The sequence below is a fragment of the Sandaracinaceae bacterium genome, from assembly GCA_016706685.1.
GTDB lineage: Bacteria > Myxococcota_A > Polyangia > Polyangiales > Houyiibacteriaceae > JADJJE01.
In genome coordinates this window covers 23,067-49,429 of sequence record JADJJE010000015.1, presented here as the reverse complement: position 1 = coordinate 49,429, position 26,363 = coordinate 23,067, and the positions used below count along the sequence as shown (strand labels likewise).

Here is a 26,363-nt window from a genome sequence, read left to right as displayed (position 1 = left end):
CTGTAGCACCACGGCGTGCCCAAAGCCGCCGCTCGACGGAGCGAGCACGCGAAAGCCCCTGGATCCCAGCGACCCAGAGGCTCTCGAACGAACCGCGCAGCGTGCGCGGTGGCGCAGCTCACGGCGCGGGCGTGACGCTCACGTTGTCGATGTAGGTGCCCACCGAGTCGGCGGCGCCTTCGTCACGCAGCTCGAGGGTGGCCTGGCGGCCACGGGCGGTGACGAAGTAGGAGACCGTGACCCAGGGCGGCTGGTCGGTTCCCGTTCCGTCCGCGTCGATGCGCGCGACGACCTGACCGTCCCACACGATGGCGAGGCGGTTGGTGCCACGGTTGGTGCCGGCCCGTGCCGCGAACGAGAGGCGAATCTCGTAGCGCTGGCGAGGGCTGGTGGCCACGTCCTGCGCGATGCTGGTGGGCGCGTGGCTGTCGAGCTCGACCAGCTGGCGGCCCTCCGCGGGAAGGCCTGCGGCGCCCGCCTGCACCTCGATGCCGGGCCCGGAGACGGTGCGCCAGCCCGTGACGGTGGGGAGCACGTTCCACGTGCCGTTGGCGAGCGCCGGAGCCTCGAAACCGCCGTTGGTCAGCAGGTTGCCCTGGGTGCTGGGCGGCACCACCACGACGGGCGGGATGGGCTGCGGGACCGGCTGCGGCTGCGGCTGCGGCTGCGGCTGCGGCTGCGGGATGGGACGGCCCGGACGTCCCGGCCGGCTGGGCGTGCCCGGCTGGATGACGAACCGCGCGGGCGTGACGCTGGCGGGCGCTGGCGTCGTGGTGGTTCCGGCCACCTGAGCCAGACGGTCGGTGCCGACCACCTCATCGCTCGAGCTGGACCAGCCTTCATAGTGGACGAGGAAGCGGTTGGGCCCCTGCACCGCCACGATGGTGCCGTCGTACCACGAGCTGCCCCACAGGATGCGCACGCGCTGACCCGCTGCATACGTGGGCGATGCGGGCTGAGCGGTGGGGCCTGCGATGCCCAGCGTGACGCTGACCGTCATGAAGCCCTGCGAGCGCGGGAGGCTGCCGGCCTGTCCCGCCGAGATGACGAGCGCACCGCGCAGGGCGTTCTCGATGCACGTGCGCCAGGCGGGCGTCGTGTCTGGGGAGATGGTCTGCAACGTGACGTTGCGGTCCTGGATGGTGACCTCGACCAGCGCTGGAGTGGCAGGCCGTGCGTCGGTGACGCTCGTGACGCACCCCGCGAGGGCGGGCTGGGCGAGCTCGAGGCGGCCGGCGACGAAGTCCGCGTGGGACCCCTGCGCCTCTGCGCCCGTGGGAGCGCCGAGAGCCACAGCCCCCAGCGCAGCGAGAACAAACTTGAACTTGGTGCGTGACCGTGGGGAGCTGTGTTGCATAGGCGCAGATCTACGCCGCTCTGTCAGAAAGATTCAATGCACCGAGCTCACTCCATCATTTTGTCGGAGAACGGCGCATTCTTACCCCCAATCGAGGACACGGAGATCGACGCGTCTCCTCAGGCGTCCTGAGACAGGGGCGCAAGCTCGGCGACCAGCGCGCAGACCAGCTCCACGTGCGCGCGCACGCGGTCTTCTTCGCGGCCGCGCCAAGAACTCTCGAGCGTGAGTTCGCCAACGCTCAGCTCATCGGCATACATGCCGGTGTGCATCATGCCCAGGGTGGCGGCCCAGACCCGGGTGATCAAGTGGTTGGCCAGGCTCACGGGCGAGTACCCCGGCGACGGAAGGGTGCGGCCGAAGTAGTCGGTGGCAGACAGCGTCACGCCGCGCGCGGCAAGCTGCGCGATGGCCCTCTCTGCGAGACCGGCCGGCGTGCTGCGATTGACGAAGACGAACGACGCGTCTTGGGGACCTTCGTGCAATGAGACGATCAGGCTGGGCCGGAAGTCGGCGATGACCCGGCGCACGATCCTGGCTTCTTCCGTCTCGAAGCGGCGGAAGTCGCGATTGATGTCGAAGCCCTGCCCATTGAAGCGCGAGCCTTCTACGGCGCCGATGGGGTTCACGGGCGTCACGATGCCCACCGCGACGCGCGGCTGTCCGAGGGCGACGAGGCGCTCGAGGATGCGTGGCACGCACACGATCCCCGCGTGCTCGTTGCCATGCACACCCGAGAGCACCAGCAAGCGTGGCGCGTCTACGGGAGCGCTGTTCCGCACCCAGGTGATGGCGTGCTCGCGCCCGGCGTATGCCACGGTGCCCAGCGTCTCGCTGCTGAAGTGGGGTTCGTAGGCCTGCAGCGCGCGAACGTGCGCCGCGAGGTCGAAGGCCAGCAGCTCCACGCCCATGTCGGCTTCGGCGGGGGCGGGATAGCGATGAGGCTGACGTACCAAGTGGTACTTGGCGAAGATGCGCAGGTCGCGACGCAGTGAGGCGAACGTGCGCTTCTCTGGCGTGAAGACACGGGACTCGGTGGTCATGCGCCGCTCAGCTCGCGGCCTTGGCGACGCTCTGCGGCTGGCCCCAGACCATGTCGAGGAAGGCGCACAGCTCGCCGTCTAGGCGCTTGGGGATGACGCGCCACTCGGCCGCCGAGCGCGCCGTCAGCAGACGCCCACGCGGCATCTCGTCGGCCAGCTTGCCCGCGTCGGCGAACGGGTGAATCGGGTCGGCGGCGTGCCCCACGATGAGCGCCGGCTGACGCAGCGCGCGGCGCAGCTCGCGCGGCGGGGCGATGCGCCCGAACGTCAGCCCATCCAGCACGGCGAGCGAGGCCTTGGGGTCGCGCCGCAGCGTGTCGAGCCCCATGTCCACGATCCAGTGCGTGCGCGGAACCAGCCGCGCCAGCTGCGCCATCAGCCCCATGCCCAGCGGGTTGACGCGCAGCGCGAGCGCCAGCGGAACGAACACCGCGCCCGCCGCGGCGATGCCGCTCTCGAGCACGGGCATCTCCACGAACAGGCCACGCACCCGCTCCGGAGCGTGAACCGCCGCCTCGAGCGCCACGTTCGCACCGAGCGACGTGCCGCCCACCACGGCCTGCTGCACCCCCAGGTGGTCCAGCAGCGCGATGACGTCCCGGCCGAACTGCGGCATGGAGTAGTCCGCCATGTCGTGCGGCTGCGCAGACGCGCCGTGCCCCAGCATGTCCGCGAGAATCACGCGGTTGCCCGCGGCAGCCAGAGTGGGCGCGAGCACGGTGAACATGCGCACGTCCATGAGCAGGCCGTGCACGAGCACGATCACCCGCGGACCGGAGCCCAGCTCACGGTACGCGATGCGGCGGCCGGCAAAATCGAAGGTCTTGGGGGTGGGCAGAGGCGAACGCGAAGGCATGCGCCATTGTGGCAGCGGACCGACCTCCGCAAAAGGCAAAGATCCAAAAGGCCGGGGGGGGGGCGGCGGAGACCGAGGCCGAGGCCGAGTCCGAGGCCGAGTCCGAGTCCGAGACGGAGTCCGAGGCCGAGACCGAGACCGAGTCCGAGTCCGAGTCCGAGTCCGAGACCGTGGCCGTGGCCGAGACCGAGTCCGTGGCCGAGTCCGTGAGCCCCGCCGTTTCCACCTGAAGGCGACAGCTGCAGCGAGTGGCTGCGGTGCGTGCGACGCGCTTCGTTGCGCGCTGAGTACGGTCTCGGTCTCGGACTCCGTCTCGGACTCCGTCTCGGACTCCGTCTCGGTCTCCGTCTCGGACTCCGTCTCGGTCTCGGACTCCGTCTCGGTCTCCGGACTCGGACTCCGTCTCGGACTCCGTCTCGGTCTCGGACTCCGTCTCGGTCTCCGTCTCCGTCTCGGTTACTTCAGATCGTAGCTGCGGACCACGCGCCGGCGCTTGGCGCCGTCGGCCTCGCCTTCGGTCTCTTCGGCTTCGGCGGGGGCCTCTGCGGAGGGGGCCGGTTGAGCTGTGGTGCTTGCGACCGGGGCGGCGACGGGCGCCGTCAGGGGCGTGGTCGACGGCATGACCGGACGGGCTTGGGCCAGGCGCGCCTCTTCGGTGCGGGCGGCTTGGGCCAGGCGAGCTTCGTCGCGGGCGCGCTGCTCGGCGAGCTCGCGCTCACGCGCCTCGCGGGCCTTCTGCTCTTCCTTCGCGATGCGCTCGAGGGCCTCGCGCGAGGGGGTAGCTGGCAGGTTGGAGAGGCTCAGCTTGCCGAGCGCGGCCGCGAGTGCGCCGCCCGAGCCGCCCTCGGCGCCCGCCTGCGCGGTCTTGTAGTCGCGGAAGTCGTTGCGCGCCTGCACCTCGGCCACCTTGGTGGCGCTGAAGCGCAGCTTGCCGCGCGAGGCGTCCAACAGGACCACCTGCAGGACCTCGCCCAGCGGGTAGGCGCGTCGCAGGTCGCGGCCCTCTTGCACGTCCAGCTCGCGCGCGGGGACCAGGCCCTCGCCCTGCTTGGTCTCCACCACGACACCGTGCGGCAGGTGCTTGACCACGGTGCCCTCGAGCACGGTGTCCTTGGCCGGCGCGGGAGTCGGGGCGGCGCTGGGCGCAGCCTGCTGGAGCGCCTTCATGGACAGCGTGATGCGCGCCGCGTGCTTGGCGTCCTCGGGGGCCTCGATGCGCAGCACCTTGACCTCCACCGTCTCGCCGGCGGTGAGCACGTCGCCCACGCGCTCGACGCGGCCGCGCGAGATCTCGGAGATGTGCACCAGCCCCTCGATGCCACCCAAGTCGATGAACGCACCGAACTTCTGGATGGAGCTGACGGTGCCGCTCATGATGGCGCCCTCCTTCAGCTCACCCAGGCGCGCACGCCCCGCCTCGGCCTTCTCGAGCTCGATGACCTGCCGGCGCGACACGATCACGGAGCGGCCCTCTTCCTTGATCTCGAGGACCATGAAGCGCGCCGTCTGACCCACCAGCGGCTCGAGCTCGGCCACATAGGAGTTGCTGACCTGCGAGGCGGGACAGAACGCGCGCGTGGAGCCGATGGTGACCTCGAGGCCACCCTTCTGCGCCTTGCTGAAGCGCCCCTCGATGGGCGTGCGCGTGTCGAGCGCCAGCTGCAGCTCGCGCACGTCGATGCCGCCGCCGTGCCCCATGGTGACCACCAGCAGCGGACCGTCGTTGGCGTGCGGGTCCACCACCGTGGCCTCGATCTCGTCCCCGATCTTCACGCTCAACGAGCCATCCGGCCGCTGGAGCTCGAGCTTGGCGATGCGCGCATCGGAGCGACCGCCGAGGTCCACGAAGACGCTGTCCGCGCCGATGTGCACGATGCGCCCGCGCACACGCTCCCCCTTGGTCAAGCGCCGGACGGACGCGGGGGCGGACTGCTCCATGAAGGACCGGAAGTCATCGTTGCTGGTCATAGGGGCGCTGGGTTTGCCGCCAAACCGGTGGGAATTCAAGGCGCGGAGGGGGGATCCGCCGTGCCCTGTTCGGAGTGGAGCCATGGGGAGGTGATCGTGAGGAGGGCGAGGGGCATCCCGGTCTGCGGGTGCGCTCGCGCTGGCGCTCGCTCTGATACCTCCCTGAAAACGGCACTGCGCTTCGCTCCGTTTGTTTTCTGGGGCCCATCAAGCCCCGCTGCCCAGGACGCCCCTCGCCCTCCCCGCGACCGCCTGGCAGTGCGCGGAATGCGGGACGGAATGCGCCGGATCCGGGGCTCGGCAGGAGGCTCGACCGGACTCGGCGGCATGTTGGGGGTGCGCCGTCGGGCTCACCTGGGCGCGCCGGGGAACGCAGATGGGCTTGGGGCTAGCCGAGGAACGGATGAAGCCCTCGTTGCTGGGGCGCGTCTGTCGAACCTGCGGAGCGCGGTGCGCCCATCCGCGCTCCGCAGGGGACCCGTGAGCTCCCGCCAGGATGGCGACGCAGCCCCTGCCTGCGGGATCGCTCGGACAGCGCTCAGCCGCGGACTCCACGGTCCCAGGCGGGCCCCCTCGCGCGAAATTCCAGGCGCTGGCGGGGCGGGCGGCGGGCGCCCTGGGCAGCGGGGCTTGGGGGGGCCCTATTTCTAGCGTCGGAACGACGCGACGAAATGGGGGAGGTCAACCAGAGGGAGCGCCTGCGCGACCGCCCCCGCAGACCAGGGTGCCGGTCGCACGCCTCGCGATCACCTCTCCCACTCGAACTAGGAGGTAGCCCGGGACCGTGGAATCCGCGCGCGAAGCGTTGTACCGTACCGGCCCCATGCGTAGGCGGCGTCGCCTCCCTGGCTCCCTGGAGATTTTATGAAGCAGAGCGCCACCGAGCGTCCGAATCCCAGCCTGCAGCGCAAGGCCGCCGTCGCCAACGGCGCCGCGGTCGACCACGCGGGTGTCGTGCGTGTGAAGCCCATCGACAACTTCGACCTGAACCGCACCATCTTCCAGACGCTCGAGGGAGCCGCGCCGCGCTTCGTCATCAAGACGCGCATCGCGAAGGAGGCCCACTGGGACGGCCCGGCCGGCGCCGAGGTGGAGCGCGCGTACAGCGCCGTGGACATCGCCGCGAAGCTGCCCCAGGTGGATCCTGCGCTGCTGCGCTTCATGGCGGACGAGTGCGACTTCGACGTGGAGCACGCGGACGGCTCGTTCTTGGACCACCTCTACTTCTGCTTCGAGTACGGCGCGGCGCACTACCCCGAGCACTCGCCGCTGGTGCTGCTGCTGCACTCCATCCTGGGCACGGGCACCAACACGTTCGCCATGAAGGCCGAGCAGATCCCCAAGCTGCGCTCCTTGATGAACGACTTCGACTGGAAGCACGTGGAGGCGTTCCCCTCCGTGCTGCGCTTGCTCTACAACCTGCCGCTGCGCCGCGAGCTGCGTGACAACCTGCACCGCCTCGACTCGCTGAAGGAGGTCAGCTTCCGTCGGGTCATCGACAACCAGCCCATCACCATGAGCGGCGAGGACTTCTTCATCCAGCTCAATTTCCAGCTCATCCACCTGGTGGACTTCCTGCCCGTGGCCAACTGGGCCATGCACCAGAACGACACCGCCTTCATCCTGTTCCGCGACCTGTACGACTTGCTGGAGCGCGCTGGGAAGAAGGGCGCACGGCTGCGCTACACGCCAGCGTCCGGACCGCGCCAGCTAGTGGGTGAGACGCAGGGCCTGGGGGGGCGCCTGACCACGCTCATCCCGGTCAGCCTCAGCGAGAAGATGGCCGCCGGCTCCGTGCAGAAGTTCTCGAAGCGGATTGGCCACAGCCTCGAGTACAAGCTCACCTTCAGCCGGTGAGTTCACCCTCGCGCCGCGTGCTCCGCGCGCTCGATCCGGAGCGCGTGCGCTATCGCCTCGAAGACGAGCTGCTCAGCCAGCTGTCGAAGTCGCCGGACTTCGATGGCCTGGCCGCGCGCCTGTCAGGGTCCTTCGACGCGCCCCGCGTGCGCCGTGAGCTGCTGGCGCGGTCGCTGCGGCTCTCGGCCAGCATGGCGCCCGAGGCCCACGGCCTGCTCACCGAGAGCGCGCGCGTGCTGGGCATCACCGGCCAGCTCGAGCTCTATCAGTCGGCCGGCCCCGAGAACGCCGCCATGCACGTGGTGCAAGCACCCATCTTGGTGGAGGTCCAGGGGCGCTTGCTGGCGCAGCTGGACGAGTCGGGGCTCTTGTCGGTGTTCGGCCACGAGCTGGGGCACTTCCTGGCGCACGGCGCGGGCGGAGCGCTAGGCCCAGCGCGGCTCGCGGCGCGCTCGCTGGCACGTGCTGGCGCAGGCGACGTCGGCGTGCAGCGGACCGCCCAGCTGCTGCAGGTGGCCGCCGAGATCACGGCAGACCGCTTCGGCCTGCTCACCTGCCAGGACCTGGGGGGCATGCTGCGCGCGCAGATGTCCATCACCACGGGCCTGCCCGTGGCCGCGCTCACGTGGGACACCGAGGCCTACCTCGGGCAGTGCCAGGAGCTGATGGAGGCGTGCCTCGCGGGCAGCGACCAGGCGCGGCACGACACGCACCCCGAGCACCACCTGCGGTCCTACGCCGCGTGGCTGTTCAGCGAGACCGACGTCTACCGCGCGCTCACCGGCCAAGGCGCTGGCACGCGCACGCTCGCGGACGTCGAGGGCATGCTCGACAAGATCCTGAAGCGCCCCGAGCTGGACGTGAGCTACGACCCGCTCGAGCCGCCGCCCCTCGAGGTCTACGAGTGCGCGCTGGCCGGCGCCGTGATCGTGGCGTGGTCGGACGGTGAGCTGGCCAGCGAAGAGTCCGAGCGCATCGAGCAGATCTTCGCGCCGCTGGTGCCCGACTGGCAAACGTATCTGGACCGCGACGCGGCCCATCAGCGCTTCGCCGACACGGCGCCCATCGTGCGCGCGGGAGGTGCGGACTTCGCTCAGCGCTGCTTCGTGCTGCTGGTGCACATGTTGGGTGCCGACGGCACCATCGACGAGCGCGAGGTGGGCGCGGTGCTCGGCATCGGCGCGGCGCTGGGGCAGGCGGCCCTGTTCGAGCGGGGCATGGTCGCTGCGCTCGCCGCGCTGGGCGTGAACATCGTCATCACCGACGTGCCGCCACTGGTCATCCCGCTCCCCGCCCGCCGCGACGACGTGCTCGAGGCGCTCGACGCGTTCCTGGACGGCGTCTGCCGTCGCGGCGCGGGGAACATCCCGTACCGTCGTCTGGTGCGCCTCATCGGCCAGTCGGAGGTCAGCGAGAGCGCCGTGCTGGCCATCGAAGGTGCGTTCGCCGCCCGTCACGTCACGGCGTCACCATCGCTCCGCCGCGCGAAGCTGGACGACGTGCTGGCACTGACGGCCCCGCCGGCGCCCCTCGCCGCCCTGCCTGCGCTCAGCGCGCCGCTCGACCCATCGCGGCAGCAGCTCATCCGCGGTCTCTCGCGCCTGCGTGACCAGCTGGTGTCGGGCGACGGACGCAGCCCCTCCGTGCGGCTGCGTGTGCTGCGCAGCGAGCGCGCCTTCGACCTGGGCCGCCTCGAACGCATCTCGCTCGGCTTGGGCGAGCGCGCCCTCGAGCAGGTTCGCGCCGGGCGCGTGGCGCGGCTCATCGACGCGAGCGAGGCCGGCACTCACCGCGCCGCGGAAGACTGCGGCGAGGCGCTCCAGAAGCTGGACCGTGCGCAGCGCGACCGCGTGGAAGAGACGGGCTCACACGACCTGTATCTCGGGTACCCGTTCTTGGCGGGTGCCGTGGCGCGCCAGACCAGCGTGGTGGCCTACCCCGTGCGCGCGCCGCTCTTGCTGTTTCCGGTGGAGCTGGTGCGCGACAGCCGCGGCGCGCGCAGCTGGAAGCTCGCGCCCAAGAAGGACGAAGACCCCATCGTGAACCAGTCGCTGCTGCGCCTGGTCTTCAACAAGATGCGCTTCGGGTTCCCCGACAGCCTGGCCGAGGAGCTGGACACGCTGGCCGCCGACCGCGCCGTGGGCCTCGACGCCGTGGTGGCGCGCCTGCGTGAGGTGGGGGTGGAGATCACGCCGCGCTCCGGGCCGCTCACCCCGTTCGAGACACGCACCGACCTCGAGCAAGGTGGGCATCGCCTCGAGCTCGAGGAGATCGCCGTGCTGGGGCTCTTCCCGCAGTCCAGCTCGGACCTGCTGCAGGACTACGACGCGCTCATCCAGCAGCTGAGCGACGAGGCACAGCCCGTGGCCGGCCTGCTGGCGGCCGCCACCGTGCTGCTGCCCGCGCCGCTGCGCGGCGAGTACGTGCCGCCGCCCGCGCAGCAAGCCGCGCACCCGCTGCTGGCCGCAGACCCCACGCAGCGGCGCGTGCTGGGCGAGTGCCTGCAGCACGAGGCCATGGTCATCGACGGCCCGCCCGGGACGGGCAAGAGCCAGGTCATCGCCAACCTGGTGCTGGACGCGCTGCGGCGCGGCGAGCGCGTGGCGGTGGTGTGCGAGAAGCGCGCCGCGCTCGACGTGGTCTATCAGCGCATCGAGGCCCTCGGCCTGCGGCACGCCATGGCGCTGGTGCACGACGCGCACGAGGACCGCAAGGCCGTCTATGCGCAGATTGCGGAGCGCCTCGACGGGTTCACGCCCAAGCGCTTCGACGAAGCCGCCGCCACGCTGTTGGCACGCGAGCACGCGGACACGTGCGAGGCGCTCGACGCTCGCCGACGCACGCTGGCCAGCAAGCGGCCGGGCGCCGCGCTGAGCGCGGGTGAGCTGCTCACGCTGGTGAGCGCGACGGCGCCTCCCATGGGGTGCGCGGCCGCGGAGCTGCCGGCTTCGGTGGGGGACCTCTCGCACGACGCGCTCACGGACGTGCTGACGCTCAGCGCCGAGCTGCACGCCGACCAAGCCTACTGGGCGCGCGGCACGCCCTGGCGCGCCGAGCCGGGACAACCCGAACGCCAGAGCATGGCCGACCACGACGACCAGCAGCTGGCGGTGCTCGCGCGGCAGGTGGACGTGGCGCTCGATGCGGCTCGTCACTTCGAAGAGGCGCGTGACGCGCACGGGCTCGACGCCGCGGCGCTCGACGACGCCGCCGACCTGCTGGCGCGCGAAGCGACGTTGCAGCAAGCACGCGCCAGCGTGGAAGACGGAGACGCGCTCTACCTGGCGGCACGGGCCAGCGCGCCCAGCGACGAGGCCCTGTTGGCGTTCCGCGCGGCCGACGCCGAGCTCGACCTTCAGCGCACGGCCCTCGCGCAGTGGGACGAGCCCGTGGACATGGAGGTGGCGCCGCAGCTCGTGGCCGCGGTCAGCCTGCTCGAGCGCTATGCCGGCCGCTTCGTGCGCTTCTTCGTGTGGGCCTGGTGGGTGGCCCGCTTCCACGTCGCGAAGCGCATCGCCGAGGCGTGGCCCGAGCGTGCGGGGCACCCGCTCGATCGCGACTTCCTGCAGACGCTGGCCAGCCGGCTGCGTGCCGCCCGGGTGTGGAGCGCCGCCAGCAAGGCCATGCGCCACCTCGCGTCTGCACCCAGCCTGCGGCACCGCCGGGACCTCGAGGCCTACCTGCCTCTGGCTGCGCAGCTGGTCACCCACCAACAGCAGCTCCTGCGCAGCCCACGCGCGCTCGAGCAAGTGGGTCTGCCCACGCGGCTGGACCCAGCGCGCCTGCGCGAGTGGGACGCCCTGGTGGCCTCACGGCGTGACGCGCTCGGCCGCCTCCACGCGCTGCGCGACGCCATCACCACGCTGCGGCCGTACGCTCCGGGGCTGGGGAACGCTCCGGCACAGAGCGCGCTGCGAGCGCTGCGCGAGCGCCTGGTACGCGAGGGCACGGCGGTGGCTCGCGCCGACGGTCGCTGGGCGCGCGGCAAGCAGCTGCTTATCGGGCTCCAGCCGGCGCTCGACGCGCTGGCCCAGCACCACGCGGGCGCCGACGCGGCCACCTGGCAGCGCGCGCTGCTGCACGCCTGGGCGCGCGGGCAGCTAGCCAGCGTCGGGCGCGACGGGGCGGCGCTCGAGACCTACGGCACTGCCGGGAGCGACGAGGCCCAGCGTGCCGCCGTCACGCGCCTCGCGTCCCTCGACCAGCGGCTCTCGAAGGTGGAGCTGGAGCGCGTCGTCGCCACGCTGGACGAAGCCCCGCTGCTGAACATCAGCGCCCCCGAGAAGCACAAGCGCCGCAGCGCAGAGCAGGCCGTGTGGGAGAGCCTGCTCAAGGAGACGCGCAAGAAGCGCAGCCTGCTCGCGCTGCGCACGTTCGTGCGCCAGTTCGCGCCCGACGGCTTGCTGGACGTGGTGCCCGTGTGGCTGCTCTCGCCCGAGACCATGGCCATCCTGTTTCCGCGCGAGCCGCTGTTCGACCTGGTGGTGTTCGACGAGGCCTCGCAGTGCACGGTGGAGTCGGGGCTGCCGGTGCTGCTGCGCGCCAAGCGCGTGGTGGTGGCGGGCGACGAGAAGCAGATGCCGCCCACGTCCTTCTTCCAGATGGGCGGGAGCAGCGAGGACGAGGCGGGCCCCGATGCCAGCAGCGCGGACGCTGCGCCCGACGACGTGCCCGAGGACGAGCGTGACGTGCGCGACATGCTCTCCGCCGAGTCGCTGCTGACCCTCACGCGTAGCCGCGTGCGTCACACCGCGCTCGAGTGGCACTACCGCTGCCAAGACGAGTCGCTGATCGCATTCTCGAACCACGCCATGTACGGCGGCGGGCTGCTGACCATCCCTTCCACGCTGCGCGCCGACGCCGCGCCCGGCCTGCGCTTCATTCAGATCGAGAACGGCGTGTATGACGCCGGCGCCAACGCGGTGGAAGCGGAGCGCGTGGTGGACCTGGTGGCCGAGCTGCTTGCCGACACGAAGCCGCCCACCATCGGCGTGGTCAGCTTCAACCTCAAGCAGCGTGCCGCGGTGCTGGACGCGCTCGAGCGCCGCGCCTCGGCAGACGCCGCGTTCGGCGAGGCGTGGGCCAGCGCCGAAGCCAACGAGCGCCTGGACGAGCGCCCGTTCGTGAAGAACCTCGAGGCCGTGCAGGGCGACGAGCGCGACGTGATCATCTTCACGCTGGCGCACGCGCCGGTGACCCGCACCCGCAAGAGCGGGGTGGCCGACCTCTACGTGCCAGCGCGTTTCGGGCCCCTCGGTCAACGCGGCGGGGAACGCCGCCTGAACGTGGCCATCTCGCGCGCCAAGCAGCGCTGCTACATCGTGTCGTCGTTCTCGCCCGAACAGCTGAGCACGGCGGGCTCGAGCCACGTGGGCCCCCAGCTGTTCAAGCGCTACCTCGAGTACGCCAAGCTCAAGAGCGAGGGCCACGCCTCGCAGGCCGAGGGCATCCTCGACTCGGTGCGCGAGTCGCGCCGCAGCACACGGAGCAGCGCGCGCACGCTGCCCATCGAGGGCTACGTCCCGCTCGTCACACAGCTGGCCCTGGCGCTGGAGGCCGCGGGGGTGCCGCACGAGCTGAACGTGGGCACCTCGGACTTCCGCATCCCGCTGGCCGTGCTCGATCCGCAGGACCCCACGCGCTTCAAGCTGGCCGTCCTAATCGACGAGGCCGGTGGCGACGCGGGCGCGTACGACTGCTTCGTGCACCGGCCTGCGGTGCTGCGCGCGCGCGGCTGGGACGTGCTGCCATTGGACGCCGCCACGTGGTGTCGTCGCCCAGACGCGGTGGTGGCCGAAATCGTCGACCGCATGGGTGTCTCGAGGGCCCCGGTGGGCCGCCGACAGCCGCCGGGGTGACAATACCACCGTTTGGGGATATACATGCCCCATCATGACGGCTACCAAGTACATCCCGCCGCGCCCCCCCGCTGAAGCGCGCCGGCGCCCGCTGACCTCCGAGACCATGGAGATCCTCAGCCACGCCACGGGCGAGCGCGGCGCGCTGCACTTGCTGCGGGGCACGCTGCGTCTCACCAAGCGCTCCCGCCTCTTGGTGCTGCATCCGCCCACGCGCAGTGCTCGCCGCGCGCTCGCGCTGTTGGTGCACAACGCCACGCTCCTGGGCATCGAGGTGCTCGCGTTCGAGGCCGACCGGGTGAGCCTGCTGGGCGGCACGGGGCGTGACGAGCTGGAGGGCGCGCTTCGCACGGCGCACGCCTGCATGACGCTCGAGACCGGCAGCGGCGAGGTGGGAGCTGCGCTCGAGCAGTGGCTGTGCGACCACGTGGGCAACCTCCCGAGCGCGCTGCTGCGCTTCGACGCCGAGGCGTTGCTCACGGCCCCGGCTCGCACCGAGGGCGTGGGGCTCGGGTCCCTGGACCGTGGACCGCATCACGACCTGGACCTGTGGCTGAGCGCGCGCCTCGAGCGGGCGAAACACCTCGAGCTCGAAGACGGCCTCGGCACGCGCATGACGCTGGAGCTCGAGCACGGCGCGCGGCCTGCGGGCGCTCGGCAGGTCGCGGCGAACGTCTGGCGCTACCCGAGCCCACCCGCCAGCACGGCGGTGCACACCATCGCGGGCAAGCTGGTGGCGCCACGCGTGTTCATGCCCGACGGCACCTCCGATGGGCACACACCGCTGCGCAGCTTCCAGTTCCGGGACGGTGCGCTGCGCGGCGTGGAGGGTCCGCACGGTGCCACCTGGATGCGCGAGGCCATGCAGCAAGTGCCCGGGCTGTTCGTGACGCGCGTGGCGTTCGGCACCTGCCAGCGTGACGCCAACAACGCCGGCGAGGCGTTCCCCGGGGAGGAGACGCGGCCCGCCACCTTCGAGCGGCCCGGCTGCGTGATCACCCTGCTGGACCCGCGCCTCTCGCTCACGGACCGCACCGACAGCACGTATCGCGGCATCTCCTTCTGCGTGGCGAGCGACACCCTGAGCATGCGCCTCGACGGCACGCCCATCGTGCGAGCGGGCCGCTACACGGACGCCGTGCGGCGCCTGGCGAGCTCTTCCCCGGCCGCCACGGAGACAGACGGTCGCCAGCACTATTGACCAACGGGTGAATTAGAGTGACGCTTTGGGGATGTTGGTCACACAGCGCCAGTTCGAGTCCACGGTGAGCACCGCGTCCGAGCGCGTCATCGACCCCCGCGCCGGCTTCCAGGGCCCCTCCAGCATGAGCTGGCGTATCGGCCGCGAGGCGATCACCTTCCTGGGCGGCGGACGCGCCGCCTTACTCCAGCTGGCGCACCCCTATGTGGCCCACGGCGTGGACCAGCACAGCCAGACGCGCACCGATCCGATCGGGCGCTTCAACCGCACCTTCCTGCACGTCTACAACATGATCTTCGGCTCGCAGGCGGACGCGCTCGAGTCGGCCCACGGCGTGCGGGCCATCCACGACACCATCCACGGACCGATCACCGAGAACGTGGGGCGCTTCGAAGCCGGTCACCGCTACCGCGCGCACGATCACGACGCCCTGCTGTGGGTGCACGCCACGCTCATCCACACCGCCGTGCTGGTCTACGACCAAGTGGTGGAGCCGCTCACGTGGGCCGAGCGCGACCAGTACTACCAAGAGTCCAAGTCCTTCGCGGCGCTCTTCGGCATCGACGCCGCGCTCATGCCGGCCACCTGGACCGAGTTCGACGCGTACGTGAACGACATGGTGGAGAGCGACACCATCCGCGTGGGTGTCGCGGCCAACGAGCTGGCCAAGTACCTGCTCACGCCTCCGAGCCGCATCAGCACGCCCTTCTTCGAGTGGTATCTGCTCATGACGGCAGGGCTCTTGCCGGACTCCACCCGCGCGCAGTTCGGGCTGCGCTTCAGCGCCGAGCACGAACGCATTTACCACGCGTCGGTCCGCACGCTGCAGACCGTCGTGAAGGTGCTGCCCCGCGCATCCGCTACGTGCCGGCCTACCACGAAGCGCAGCGGCGGCTCGCCGGCAAGGAGGGCAAAGATCTCGTCGGCCGTGCGCTCGAGCAGACCGTGCTGCGCGCGCTCGCGCCAGCGGGAGCGCCCCGCAAACTGGTGGAGAAGGCCGTGGGCCACCACGCGCAGGCGGCCTCTCGCTGCCCCGTGGCCTGAGCGGCCTCGGCCGGAGGGCAGCAGCCTTCAGCCCGCGCGCAGGCTCGAGCCGTCCGGGAGCAGGTGCCGCGGGACCGTGCGACCGCGCTCCGCCAGCGCGAACCGCGCACAGGCGCGACAGTCCGCGATACAAGTCCCCACCGGGGCACGCGCGAGTCAGGGCGGCGCGCCAGCATCGAGCATGCTGGCCAAGCGACCGCTGACCAGCGCCAGGAAGCCCCGCGCCGCGAGCCTGTCGTTGCGCAGGAGCGACTTGAACGCGCTCGCGTCGATCACCAGCGCTCGCATTCCGTCGGTGCCGGCACGCAGCGCGAGCGTGCGGGGGCGGCCCAGGATGACCCCCAGCTCACCCACGAACTCGCCGCTCTGCACACCGCCCACGCGCTGCCCGTCGGGCTCGCGAACGACGTCCCCGCCGCCACCCACCAGCGCCAGGAACGTGTCGCTCGGCTCGCCCTGCGCCCACACCAGCTCCCCCGCCGCGTACTCCCGCAGCTCGCTGATCTGCGCGATGGCGGCCAGCGACTCGAGTCCGAGCGCGCGCCCCACCTGCGAGTCGAGCAGCAGGAAGAGGCGGGTCAGCCCCGCTGGCGCGGCGGGGGGCACGGAGGCGTCGCTCGGTGCGTCGAGGATGGCGCGCGCCGTCTCGTCGAGCAGGGCATCCGCGCCCACCAGGGCATCGGTCGCCGCCTGTCGCGCCCGCGCGCGATCCACGCGGGTCAGCAAGAACAGCGCCACGGCACGCTCGACGCCGACCCAGTCACGCAGCGCGCGCAGGCACAGCTCCACGCGGTCGGGGCGCGGCACCGTCACGCTGGGGTCCTTCGCGATCTCGATGATCTGCATGAGCCCCTGGTTGATGTCGGGGGCCAGCTGCAGCGAGCGCACCCGCTCGGTGACGAGCCGCTCCACCTCCACCGCGGCCAGCGCTCGGAGCCGCTGCGCCAGGCGCTGGTGCTCGGGGTCGTCGCCCAACCCCGACAGCAGGTGCAGGGAACGCTCCACCACGCGCACGCGGCGGCGCGCGATGACGTCCAGCATCGCGACGCGCACCACCACGTCGATGGGTGCAGACGCCAAGCTGGTGGCGTTGATGTCCAGGTAGAGCAGCTCCGCGAGCCCACGCTCCACCCGCTCGACGAGGCGGCCGGCGCGCCCGGCCAGCTCGTCCACCACGGAGTCCTGCTCCGCCGCGCTCACCACGAAGGTGCGCTGCAGCGCCCGAATCTCGTTGACCACGCTCCCGTCCGCCAGCGCTCTCTTGACGGGCACGCCGCGGTCCGCCGCCGCCACCAGCACGCGCTCGAGCGACTCGCGGAAGCCGTCGAGGCGCAGTCGGCTCTCCATGCTGCGGGCCTCGTCGGAGCGCATCAGCTGGGAGCCCTCGATGCCCAGCTCGGCCAGCACCTCGGCGTGCTCCTCCGCGCTGACCTCCATCTGCGCGCGCAGGTTCTCGAGCACGGCCAGGCCTGCGGCGCTGTCGGCGTGGCCGGCCACCAAGCACTCACGCAGGGTCGCGCGGTAGGCGTCGAGGCGCGCGTTCGACGACACCACCGGGAGCGTCTGGGCCAGCACGAACACCTCGTCGGTGTTGAGCTGCGCGATGCTCCTTCCGCCCAGCACCCGCGTCAGCATGTCCCCCAGCTTGCCCAGCTGCCGGCGCAGCGACTCCGCCACGCTCTCGCGTTCGTAGGCCTCGTTGGTGCGTGGCCACGTGCGGGTCAGCCAGACGGCGCTGACCATGATGATGAGCACGTCGAGCGCTGTGTGCGGCACCGTCGACAGCAGGTTCATGTTCGGCCGGCCGCCGAAGAAGTAGAACGAATTGAAGGTCAGGAAGGTGCACAGCACCAGCGCGCGGTGCCGCAGGCCCTCGGCCGTGAGGGGCGCGCCGCGAAAGCGCCGGAACGCACCATAGGCCCACTCGAGCCCGAGGCCCAACGCGAACGCGACCCCCATGGCGGCGAGGATGGTGAGGGGCGCGGCCACCCACTTCGGAAGCGACGTGACGGCCTGCCCACCCAGGTAGACGCCGGGCGCGCCGAGCTGCGCCAGCACATCCTCTTCGTGCGTCCACGCGCCCGAGAAGTAGTACCCCGTGTTCCCCGCGTAGACGGCGTAGTAGCCGTAGAAGCCCCAGACGAGCCCGAAGTAGGCGTAGTAGAAGGCGCGCCGCCCGGGCTCCATCAGCCCAGCCCAATACTGCCGCTCGAGGTCTACGTCTGGGCACGGGCTCTTGCAGCCCACGCAGGTGCTCTGCTCTTCGCCCTCCGGGTTGATGGTGCGGCACGTGGCCTGCGTGAGCCGCAGCTTGCCGGCGTGCGCTTGGCTCTCGAACAGGCCGCGTGGCTCCGTGTAGACCTTCTGGACCGCGGACACCGGGCAGAGGTAGTTGCACCAGGTCTTGCCGCCGAACAGGTAGCCCACGGTCATGGCGATGGCGATGACGCAGAGGAAGAACACGCCGAGCGCCACGCGGTCCGAGTTGATGAACAGGATGCGCAGGGACACGCCGAGCCACAGCAGACCGCCCTGCACGTACCAGAAGTGGCGCCCCAGGAACGAGTCGGGCGCGATGAGCACCAACTTGCGCTCCACGCGCCCGGTCGCTGGGTGCAGCACCTTGCGCGTGCGCTGGATGCCCAGCCGCCGCGGGATCTGCATGAGCGCCGACAGCGGGCAGATGCGCCGCCACGCCTCGTGCCCGAACACGAGCAGGAACATGGGCACGATGGGCAGCAAGATGGTCCAGAAGAGGCGCGCACCCAGCGGGTAGGCCCGCTCCACGAGGCAGCGGCCCTGCACGCGGGTGCAGCGCGGGTCGCACTCGCCGGCTGGGCGGCCCACCCAGTCCACTGCGCCACCGGCCGTCACGCGCGGGCATGCGTGGCGCTCGTGGGCGAGCTCCTCCTGCGCGTGGTGGTCGAGGCGAAAGGGGCTCGCGAGCGCATCGTGCGCGGTGAGCGCCGAGGTGTATGGGTCCCAGAAGAGCGACGCGATGATCAGGCCCCAGCCCAGCACCAGGCCGAGCCGCACGAGTCGCGCGATGCGCTCCGGGAGGCGCGCGAACACGTCAGAGATCCACTCTCACGTGCCCACGAGGCCGGGCCACACACGCAAGCGTGAACCCCGCGGCGCGGTCCGACTCGCTCAGCCCTGCAGAGGCCGGCAGCTCGGTCTCGCCCTGCACGCGGATACGACAGGTACCGCACACGCCGCTGCGGCAAGCGAAGGGCAGGTCCACGCCCACGCTCTCGGCCGCTTCCAGCAGCGTCATGGTGTCGTCGCAACAGACCTCACAAGGCCCATCCGGCGTGCCAGCGAACACCACCTGCGGTGCCACGGAGCGCGTGGCCGGGCGAGGTGCCGGCCCGGCATCGGTCGGGCGTGGCGCGCGCAAGGGGCTGGGCTGCGGGCCCCACGCCAGTGGCTCGGGCAGCATGCGACGAAGCGCGCTCGCCGACGTGCGGCCGGTGACCTTCTGCGCCTTCTCGCGCGACGCGCCGAAGCTCTCGGCGGCGTAGTGCGCCATGGGGAAACCGGCCGCGTGCACCGCGTCGCGCACGGCCTCCATGAACGGCTCGGGCCCACACAGGAAGATGTGCCGGTCCATCCAGTCGGGTGCCACGCGCGACAGCAACGCGGCATCCACCCGCCCGCGCGGGCCCTCCCAGTCTGCCGGGACGTCGCGCGTGAACGTGAGCGCCGTGCGGAACGACGGGTGGCGCTGCTCCAACAGGCGCAGCTCGTCCTGGAAGATGACATCGCGTGGACCGCGCGCGCTGTGCACGAACACGACGTCGCGCGGGTCCCCGCGATCGTGGAGCCAGCGCGCCATGGACATCACGGGCGTGATGCCGCTACCGGCCGAGATCATGAGCAGCTTCTCGGCAGACGAGCGTGCGCACGTGAAGTGCCCCGCGCAGCCCGTGACGATCAGCGGCTCGCCGGGGCGCATGTGGTCGTTGAGCCAGTTGGAGACCAGCCCTCCGGGCACGCGCTTGACGGTGACCTCGAGCGCGTCGGGCCGCGTGGGCGTGGACGCGATGGTGTAGGAGCGCCGCACCGGCTGGCCATCGATGCTGAGCTCCATGCACAGGAACTGACCCGGCGCGTAGCGGAAGTGCAGCGCGTGCTCGGGCACGAAGCGAAAGGTGGTGCAGTCGTGCGTCTCGGGGATGACCTGCACGCAGCGCACCACGATGCGCCCCCCATCCCACACGGGGGTCTCACAGGGAGCCTCCACGCGCCCCAGCTGCGCGACGTCATCCGCCACGGCCACGCTCGGCAGCAGCTCGTCGGCCAGCGCATCGAGCAACGCGAGGGCCGCGCGCTCCCGTCGCGAGACGCTACCGATGCCGAGAAAGCCACCCGAGGCGCGCGCCAGCGAGAGCCCGAGGCGCGCGAGGTCGGCACGCAGGAGGGCACGCTCCCCGAGAGGCACCTGGACGGCAGCGTCCTGATAGCGAACACGCAGCGCGCGCACGCTCGCGTCGAAGGTGCCTGCGCGATGCTGGGCCCACAGCTCGCCGTAGCCCGCGTCCACGTGTGCCAACGCCTCGCTGGCGAAGGCGCTCCCGCACCAGCTCCGGTCGGCGCACAGCTTGTGGAAGACCTCCACCTCGTGGGCGTCGATCTCGTCGTCCGCGCCGGCCACCCACAGCAGCAGCGCGAACGGTAGATCCAAGGCGGGGCCCGTGAGTGGAGAGCGAGTCATGGCCTCGCTCGATAGTCCCTCAAGCGGCGCGCCCGTTCCACGGCCAAATGGGGAAGCGAAATGCAGGGGTCACGGTGCGGGGGTGACGCTCACGTTGTCGACGTACGTGCCCAGCGAGTCGGCGACGCCTTCGTCGCGCAGCTCGAGCGTGGCCTGGCGGCCGCGGGCGGTGACGAAATAGGACACGGTCACCCAGCGCGGCTGGTCGCTGCCCGTGCCGTCCGCGTCCACGCGGGCGATGACCTGGCCCTCCCACACGATGGCGAGGCGGTTGGTGCCCCGCGCGGTGCCGCCGCGGGCCGCGAACGACAGGCGGATCTCGTAGCGCTGGCGTGGGTTCGTGGCCACGTCCTGCGCGATGGCCGACGGCGCGTTGCTGTCGAGCTCCGCGAGCTGGCGTCCCTCGGCCGGGGCACCCGCCGCGCCCGCCTGGACCTCGACGCCAGGGCCCGACGCCGTGCGCCAGCCCGGGATGGTGGGGAACACGTTCCACGCGCCGTTGCCGAGCGCGGGCGCCTCGAAGCCACCGTTGGTCAGCAGGTTGCCTCCGGTCGTGGGCGTGGTGACCACGACACCGCCGACCACGGGCGCGGGCGCGCGGCCCACACCCTCGAAGATGCCGTACGACGAGTTGACCACCCAGGGCAGGCCGTTGGGACCCACCGCGACGTTGGTGGCGCCGCCGGGGATCGCGTCCCAGTTGCCCGCTGCGTTCAGGGCCCAGATGCCGAATCCGCCGTTCACCGCGTTGGTGCCGATCACCACGACGGTGCCGTTGGCCCCGATGCCGATGTCGTTGGCAGCGCCCGACGTCTGCTGCCACTGGTTGCCCACGCGGCGGAAGATGCCGCCCGCGTTGTTGACCACCCATGGCGCGCCGGTGGGGTCCACCGCGATGCGCACGCCGCCGCCGTCGATGGCGGTCCAGGTGGTCCCCGTCCACGTCCAGATGCCGAAGCCGCCCGGGACCGCGTTCGTGCCGATCACCCACACCGCGCCGTTGGCGCCGATGCCGATGTCCTTGGCTGCGCCGGGCAGCTGCTGCCAACCCGCCGCGGTGCGGCGGAAGATGTTGCCCGACTCGTTGACCACCCAGGGCATGCCACTCGGGTCCACCGCGATGCGCACCGCGCCGCCGTCGATGGCCGACCAGTCGTTGCCTCGTGGCGCACGCTGCCAGATGCCGAAGCCACCGGGCGTGCGGTTGGTGCCAATCACCCACACGGCGCCGTTGGCACCGATGCCGATGTCGTTGGCGGCGCCCGACGTCTGTTGCCACTGAGCAGACACCGGACTGGCGAGGAACCCCGCCAAGAGGAGGATGGAACTTGCAAACTTACGAAGTGGATGGAATCGCATGCCGCATGGGGTACCACGACTGCCGCTGACAGTTCTAGGGGGGGACGCGCAGACGGCATATCCTCGCGAGCGCCGTGACCGTTCACTACACCACCTGCAATATCTGCGAGGCCACCTGCGGCCTACGGGTCCACGTCGAAGGCTCGCGCGTCACGCGCATCGAGCCCGACACCGAGCACGTCGCCAGCCAGGGTTACGCCTGCGTGAAGGGCCTCAAGATCCACGAGGTGCACCACTCGCCGGACCGCCTGCAGTACCCGCAGAAGCGCGTGGGCGACCGCTTCGTGCGCATCTCGTGGGACCAGGCCCTGCGCGAGATCGGCGCGAAGACGCGGCAGCTCCGGCAGGAACATGGCGCCGACGCGCTCAGCGTCTATCTCGGCAACCCCATCAGCTTCAACTTCCTGGCGCCCATGCTGGCGGCGGGCTTCGCGCAGGGCCTCGGCACCAAGAACTTCTTCCAGACGGGCTCGCAGGACTGCAACAACAAGTTCGTGGTGGCGCAGCGCATGTACGGGTTTCCGTTCGTGCAGCCCTACCCGGACGTGGACCGCACGTCGCTCCTCATCTGCGTGGGCTCGAACCCGGCCGTCAGTCGCATGAGCTTCATTCATCTGCCGGATCCGGTGCGGCGGCTCAAGGCCATCGAGCGTCGGGGCGGCAAGGTGGTGTTCGTGAACCCGCGGCGCACGGAGAGCGCGCGTCAGCTGGGCGAGCACGTCTTCATCCGGCCCGACACCGACGTGTTCTTCTATCTCTCGTTCTTGCATGAGGTGCTGCAACACGGCGTGAACCGCGCGCACGTGGACCGCTACATGAACGGCTTCGATGGGCTCGAGGCCCTGGCAGCGGGATGGACCCCCGAGAAGACCGCCGCCGTGACGGGCATCGAGGCCAGCGTGCTGCGCGGGCTGGTGCGCGACTACCTGGCCGCCGACGGGGCGGCGCTGTTCTGCTCCACGGGCGTGAACCAAGGCAGCCACGGCACACTGGCGTTCTGGCTGCAGGAGGTCATCAACGCCATCACGGGCAACCTCGACCGCCGTGGCGGCACGCTGGTGGGGCAGCCCATCGTGCCGGATCTGATGCGCCTGCTGCGCAAGGCCGGCAACACCATGCGCGGCGACCGCAGCCGCGTGGGTGACCTGCCGTCGTGCGTGGACAGCTTTCCGGCCGGCATCCTGGCCGACGAGATCCTCACGAAGGGACCCGGCCAGGTGCGCGCCCTCTTCGTGTTCTCGGGCAACCCCGTGCTCTCGGTGCCCAACGCGGGCGGCCGTCTCACCCAAGCGCTCAGCGAGCTGGAGCTGCTGGTCACGGTGGACATCTTCCGCACCGAGACGGGCCAGCTGGCGCACTACGTGCTGCCGGGCACCACCTCGCTGCAGCGGCCCAACATCCCCTTCGTGTTCCAGTCGTTCATGGGGGCCTCGCCCACGCCATTCATGCAGTACTCGGAGCGCGTGGTGCCGCCCGAGGCCGAGCAGCGCGACGAGGTGGACATCCTGCTGCAGCTGGCGCGCGCGTGCGGAGCGCCGCTGTTCGGGTCGCGGCCCGTGTCCACGCTGCTGCAGGCATGGCTGCGCGCGCGCGGCCTTCCGGGCGTGGGCGACACGCTGGGGCTCACGCACGAGCGCCTGCTGGACGTGGTGCTGCGGGCCACGAAGCAAGGCTCACGGCGCAGCCACCGCGCGCACCCCCATGGCGTGCTGCGGCCCCCGCACGAGGGCGGCACCTTCTTGGGCGCGCGCGTGGTCACCGACGACGGCCGCGTGCAGCTGGCCCCGCCCGAGCTGGTGGCCCTCGCGCAAGACCTCCCTGCGGTCTTCGCGCGCGAGCTCCAACAGCGCACGCAGCTCAAGCTCATCAGCAAGCGCGAGCCACTCAGCCACAACAGCTGGATGCACAACGTGCCGCACTTCGTGAGCGGCCGGCACCACACCAACTACGTCTACATGCACCCGGACGACGCGACGCAGGCCGGCCTGGCCGATGGCGACATGGCCACGGTGAGCAACGCGCTGGCCAGCCTGACGCTGCCCGTGGCCGTGACCGACGACATGATGCCGGGCGCCGTGGCGCTGCCGCACGGCTGGGGACACCAAGAGGCCAGCGGGCTGCGGGTGGCGTCAGGCACACACGGGGCCAACGTGAACCTGCTGTCTGCCACGGGGCCGGCCGCGCTCGAGGCGCTCTCGGGCATGGCGCAGCTCAACGGCATCGTGGTGAACGTGGGGCCCGCTTCATGAGCCGGGCTCCGTTTCAGCAGCTGCCGTTCGCGGCGCTCCCCGCGCTGCCGCGTATCCCGCACCCGTACTTCAGCACGCCCGCGCGCGAGCTCTCGCTCCACAGCACCGCCTTCGGCGACGTGCGCGTGCACTGCCGTGTGCACGGCAGCGGGCCGCCGCTGCTGTTGGTGCACGGCCTGATGACGTCCAGCTACTCGTTCCGCTACGTGCTCGAGCCGCTGGGCCAGCACTTCACGGTGTACGTGCCGGACCTGCCCGGCAGTGGCCGCAGCAGCATGCCGGACCGCTCGTACCACCCCGACCGGTACGCCGAGTTCCTGGGCGAGCTGATCGACGCGCTGGGCATCCGCGGCTGCAGAACGGTGGGCAACTCGCTGGGCGGTTACCTGGCCATGCGCCTCGCCCTGCGCGACCGGGGCGCCATGTCGCGCCTGTTGAACCTGCACTCGCCCGGCATTCCGCTGCCGCGCCTGCACGCGCTGCGCATGGCCCTCGGGCTGCCGCTCAGCGAGAGCGTGCTGCAGCGGGTCATCGCGCTCCACCCGGAGCGCTGGGTGCAGCGCAACGTCCACTACTACGACGAGACGCTCAAGTCGCGCGAGGAGACCCGCGAGTACGGCGCGCCGCTGTCCACGCGCGCGGGCCGCCACGCGTTCCATCGCATCCTGAAAGAGACACTGGACGTCCGGGAGATGACCGCATTCGAAGCCCAGCTGTGCGCCCGCCGCGAGCGTGGGGCGCGCTTCCCCGTGCCGCTCATGCTCATGTACGCCGAGCGAGATCCCATGGTGCCGCCCGAGGTGGGGGAGCGTATGCGTGCGCTCGTGCCGGACGCCGAGTTCGTGAAACTGCGAGAGGGCTCACACTTCGCCCATGTCGACGCCCCGCGCGTTTTTCTAGAATCAGCGGTACCCTTCCTGCGTGGCGCGGACGGTGACAATTGACTGAGATCGATGCGAGTGCGTTCGAGTTGCTGCCGGTGGGCGTGGCGCTCGTGGCCCCGGACCACCGCATCGTGTCCGCCAACAAGTCCCTGCTGCACATGCTGGAGGGACGCGGGGGCGAGCTGCTGGGGCTGCGCCTCGACGACCTGGTCTCCCACGCCGCGCTGGGCAGCGCGCTCGACGAGCTGATCAGCGGCGGGCGTGACGAGCTGTCCATCGACGCCACGCTGGCGCGCGGCATGCGCCCCGAGCTGGGTGTCCGGGTGCTGGTCACGCGCGCGCCGGCCGGCACCAGCGCGCCCTCTGTCGCGTGCGTGGCCGTGTTCGTGCGCGACGAGGAGCGTCGCATCGCCGAGCGCGCCCTGCGTGGTTCACTCGCGCTGCAGCAGGCCACGTTCGACGCTTCGGGCGATGGGTTCCTGGTGACCGACGCCGAGGAAGCGGCGCTCACCTGCAACCGCCAGATGATGACCATGTGGCGCCTCGACCCGCTGAATGCCGCATCGTGGGAGCACATGCTGCGCATGCCGGCCATCACCACCCAGCTGGTGGACCCGGACGCGTTCCTGAGTGACCTCGACGCGCTGCGCGAGACCCCGGACGCCACCTTCTTCCGGCGCCTCGAACTGACCGATGGGCGCGTGTTCGAGCTGCAGGCCACGCCGCGCATCGCCGATGGAAAGAACCTGGGGCGCGTGTTCTCGTTCCGCGACATGACCGAGCGCGTGCGGGCGCAGGCCGAGCTCCTGGCCAGCCGCGAGGCGCTGCTCCAAGCACAGAAGATGGACGCCGTCGGCCGGCTCGCCGGCGGGGTGGCGCACGACTTCAACAACCTGCTGACCGTCATCACGTCGTACGTGCACTTCCTTCGCAAGGGCAGCACGCGGGGCATCAAGACCGAGGACGCCCTCGACGAGATCGCCAGCGCGGCGCATCGCGCGGCCGAGCTGACGCGTCAGCTGCTGGCCTTCAGCCGCAAGCAAGTGCTGGTGGCTCGCGTGCTGGACTTGAACGAGCTGGTGACCGAGCTGGTGCGCATGTTGCGCCGGCTGCTGGGTGACGACATCGAGCTGGAGACCCACCTCGCCGAGGATCTCGGGCGCGTGCGTGCCGACCGCGCGCAGCTGGACCAGGTCGTGATGAACCTGGTGGTCAACGGTCGTGACGCCATGCCCAACGGCGGGCGCCTCAGCATCACCACGCGCAACGAGGACGTGGTCCCCGGGAGCGGCGGCGCGCCCCTCGAGGCCAAGCCTGGTCCGTACGTGAGCGTGGCCGTGAGTGACGAGGGCTCGGGCATGGACGAGGCCACCCTCCTGCGCGTCTTCGACCCCTTCTTCACCACCAAGGAGGCGGGGCGCGGGACGGGGCTGGGGCTGGCCACGGTCGACGGCGTGGTGAACCAGAGCGGCGGCTTCATGGTGGTGCGCTCGGCGCCAGGGCAAGGCTCCACGTTCTGCATGTTCCTGCCTCGCGTGGACGCCGCCGTGGAGCGGGTGTCCGCGGTGAACCTGTCGAACCCGCTCGAAGGTTCCGAGCGCATCCTGCTGGTGGAGGACTCCCTGCCCGTGCGCAAGATCGCGCAGACCGCGCTCGAGCACTATGGGTACACGGTGGTGGTGCCGGGTGACACGAGCGAGGCGTGCCGGTGGTTCGAGCGTGCGCCCAGCGACTTCGACGTGGTGGTCACGGACATCGTCATGCCCAAGATGGACGGCCGCACGCTGGCGGAGACGCTGCGCCGCATCCGCCCCGAGCTGCGCGTGCTCTTCGTGTCGGGCTACACCGAGACTGCGGTGGTGCACCCGAGCGAGCGCGATGACCGCACGGCGTTCCTCGCCAAGCCGTTCACGCCAGAGGGGCTGGCGCGCAGCGTGCGGCGCCTGTTGAGCGGGGGATAGCGGGGTCGC

Annotated in this window: 15 protein-coding genes and 1 pseudogene; 9 read left to right on the top strand and 7 right to left on the bottom strand. The window is 71.1% G+C overall.

Translation table 11 applies throughout. From position 1 onward, the window contains the following. Nucleotides 1-118 precede the first annotated feature (118 nt). The 3 genes from IPI43_19310 to IPI43_19300 form a co-directional block, all read right to left on the bottom strand. Nucleotides 119-1,357 (bottom strand): hypothetical protein, encoded by a 1,239-nt coding sequence (locus IPI43_19310; protein ID MBK7776251.1) that lies wholly within the window; start codon nucleotides 1,355-1,357, stop codon nucleotides 119-121. A 119-nt stretch (nucleotides 1,358-1,476) separates the two neighbouring features. Then, nucleotides 1,477-2,400 carry a DUF2817 domain-containing protein gene (locus IPI43_19305; protein ID MBK7776250.1) on the bottom strand — a complete coding sequence of 308 codons (924 nt, stop codon included), beginning with the start codon at nucleotides 2,398-2,400 and terminating at the stop codon, nucleotides 1,477-1,479. 7 nt (nucleotides 2,401-2,407) lie between these two features. Continuing rightward, complete coding sequence (locus IPI43_19300) at nucleotides 2,408-3,256, bottom strand: alpha/beta fold hydrolase (GenBank protein MBK7776249.1); 849 nt, start codon at nucleotides 3,254-3,256, stop codon at nucleotides 2,408-2,410. 8 nt (nucleotides 3,257-3,264) lie between these two features. On the opposite strand from IPI43_19300, the gene IPI43_19295 reads away from it, so the two are divergent. Further along, on the top strand, nucleotides 3,265-3,486 hold the full coding sequence (locus IPI43_19295; protein ID MBK7776248.1) for a hypothetical protein: 222 nt from the start codon (nucleotides 3,265-3,267) through the stop codon (nucleotides 3,484-3,486). A gap of 226 nt (nucleotides 3,487-3,712) precedes the next feature. Here IPI43_19295 and IPI43_19290 read toward each other — a convergent pair whose 3' ends face one another. Next, nucleotides 3,713-5,224: a S1 RNA-binding domain-containing protein gene (locus tag IPI43_19290; GenBank protein MBK7776247.1), complete on the bottom strand. Its 1,512-nt coding sequence runs from the start codon at nucleotides 5,222-5,224 to the stop codon at nucleotides 3,713-3,715. 864 nt (nucleotides 5,225-6,088) lie between these two features. Between IPI43_19290 and IPI43_19285 the strand changes: the two genes are divergently transcribed. From IPI43_19285 to IPI43_19265, 5 genes and pseudogenes are all read left to right on the top strand, one after another. Continuing rightward, a complete protein-coding gene (locus tag IPI43_19285) occupies nucleotides 6,089-7,081 on the top strand; it encodes a hypothetical protein (GenBank protein ID MBK7776246.1) in 993 nt (330 codons plus the stop codon). Further along, a complete protein-coding gene (locus IPI43_19280) occupies nucleotides 7,078-12,939 on the top strand; it encodes a DUF4011 domain-containing protein (protein MBK7776245.1) in 5,862 nt (1,953 codons plus the stop codon). Before IPI43_19285 ends, IPI43_19280 begins: the two co-directional genes overlap by 4 nt. A 34-nt stretch (nucleotides 12,940-12,973) precedes the next feature. Further along, nucleotides 12,974-14,140 carry a hypothetical protein gene (locus IPI43_19275; GenBank protein ID MBK7776244.1) on the top strand — a complete coding sequence of 389 codons (1,167 nt, stop codon included), beginning with the start codon at nucleotides 12,974-12,976 and terminating at the stop codon, nucleotides 14,138-14,140. 31 nt (nucleotides 14,141-14,171) lie between these two features. Beyond that, nucleotides 14,172-14,966 (top strand): annotated as a pseudogene (locus IPI43_19270) (DUF2236 domain-containing protein). A 38-nt stretch (nucleotides 14,967-15,004) separates the two neighbouring features. After that, entirely contained in the window at nucleotides 15,005-15,184 is a 180-nt protein-coding gene (locus tag IPI43_19265; GenBank protein ID MBK7776243.1) for a hypothetical protein, read from the top strand. A gap of 156 nt (nucleotides 15,185-15,340) precedes the next feature. Here IPI43_19265 and IPI43_19260 read toward each other — a convergent pair whose 3' ends face one another. The 3 genes from IPI43_19260 to IPI43_19250 form a co-directional block, all read right to left on the bottom strand. After that, nucleotides 15,341-18,256: a cyclic nucleotide-binding domain-containing protein gene (locus IPI43_19260; GenBank protein ID MBK7776242.1), complete on the bottom strand. Its 2,916-nt coding sequence runs from the start codon at nucleotides 18,254-18,256 to the stop codon at nucleotides 15,341-15,343. 1 nt (nucleotide 18,257) lies between these two features. Continuing rightward, on the bottom strand, nucleotides 18,258-19,901 hold the full coding sequence (locus IPI43_19255; GenBank protein ID MBK7776241.1) for a hybrid-cluster NAD(P)-dependent oxidoreductase: 1,644 nt from the start codon (nucleotides 19,899-19,901) through the stop codon (nucleotides 18,258-18,260). A gap of 69 nt (nucleotides 19,902-19,970) precedes the next feature. Continuing rightward, a complete protein-coding gene (locus IPI43_19250; protein MBK7776240.1) occupies nucleotides 19,971-21,191 on the bottom strand; it encodes a hypothetical protein in 1,221 nt (406 codons plus the stop codon). 143 nt (nucleotides 21,192-21,334) lie between these two features. On the opposite strand from IPI43_19250, the gene IPI43_19245 reads away from it, so the two are divergent. The 3 genes from IPI43_19245 to IPI43_19235 are packed head-to-tail and all read left to right on the top strand — an operon-like array spanning nucleotide 21,335 to nucleotide 26,354. Further along, entirely contained in the window at nucleotides 21,335-23,509 is a 2,175-nt protein-coding gene (locus tag IPI43_19245) for a molybdopterin-dependent oxidoreductase (GenBank protein ID MBK7776239.1), read from the top strand. Next, nucleotides 23,506-24,453 (top strand): alpha/beta hydrolase, encoded by a 948-nt coding sequence (locus tag IPI43_19240; protein ID MBK7776238.1) that lies wholly within the window; start codon nucleotides 23,506-23,508, stop codon nucleotides 24,451-24,453. Before IPI43_19245 ends, IPI43_19240 begins: the two co-directional genes overlap by 4 nt. Further along, nucleotides 24,450-26,354 carry a response regulator gene (locus tag IPI43_19235; protein ID MBK7776237.1) on the top strand — a complete coding sequence of 635 codons (1,905 nt, stop codon included), beginning with the start codon at nucleotides 24,450-24,452 and terminating at the stop codon, nucleotides 26,352-26,354. The genes IPI43_19240 and IPI43_19235 overlap by 4 nt, the downstream gene beginning before the upstream one ends. The last annotated feature ends 9 nt before the right edge of the window (nucleotides 26,355-26,363 follow it).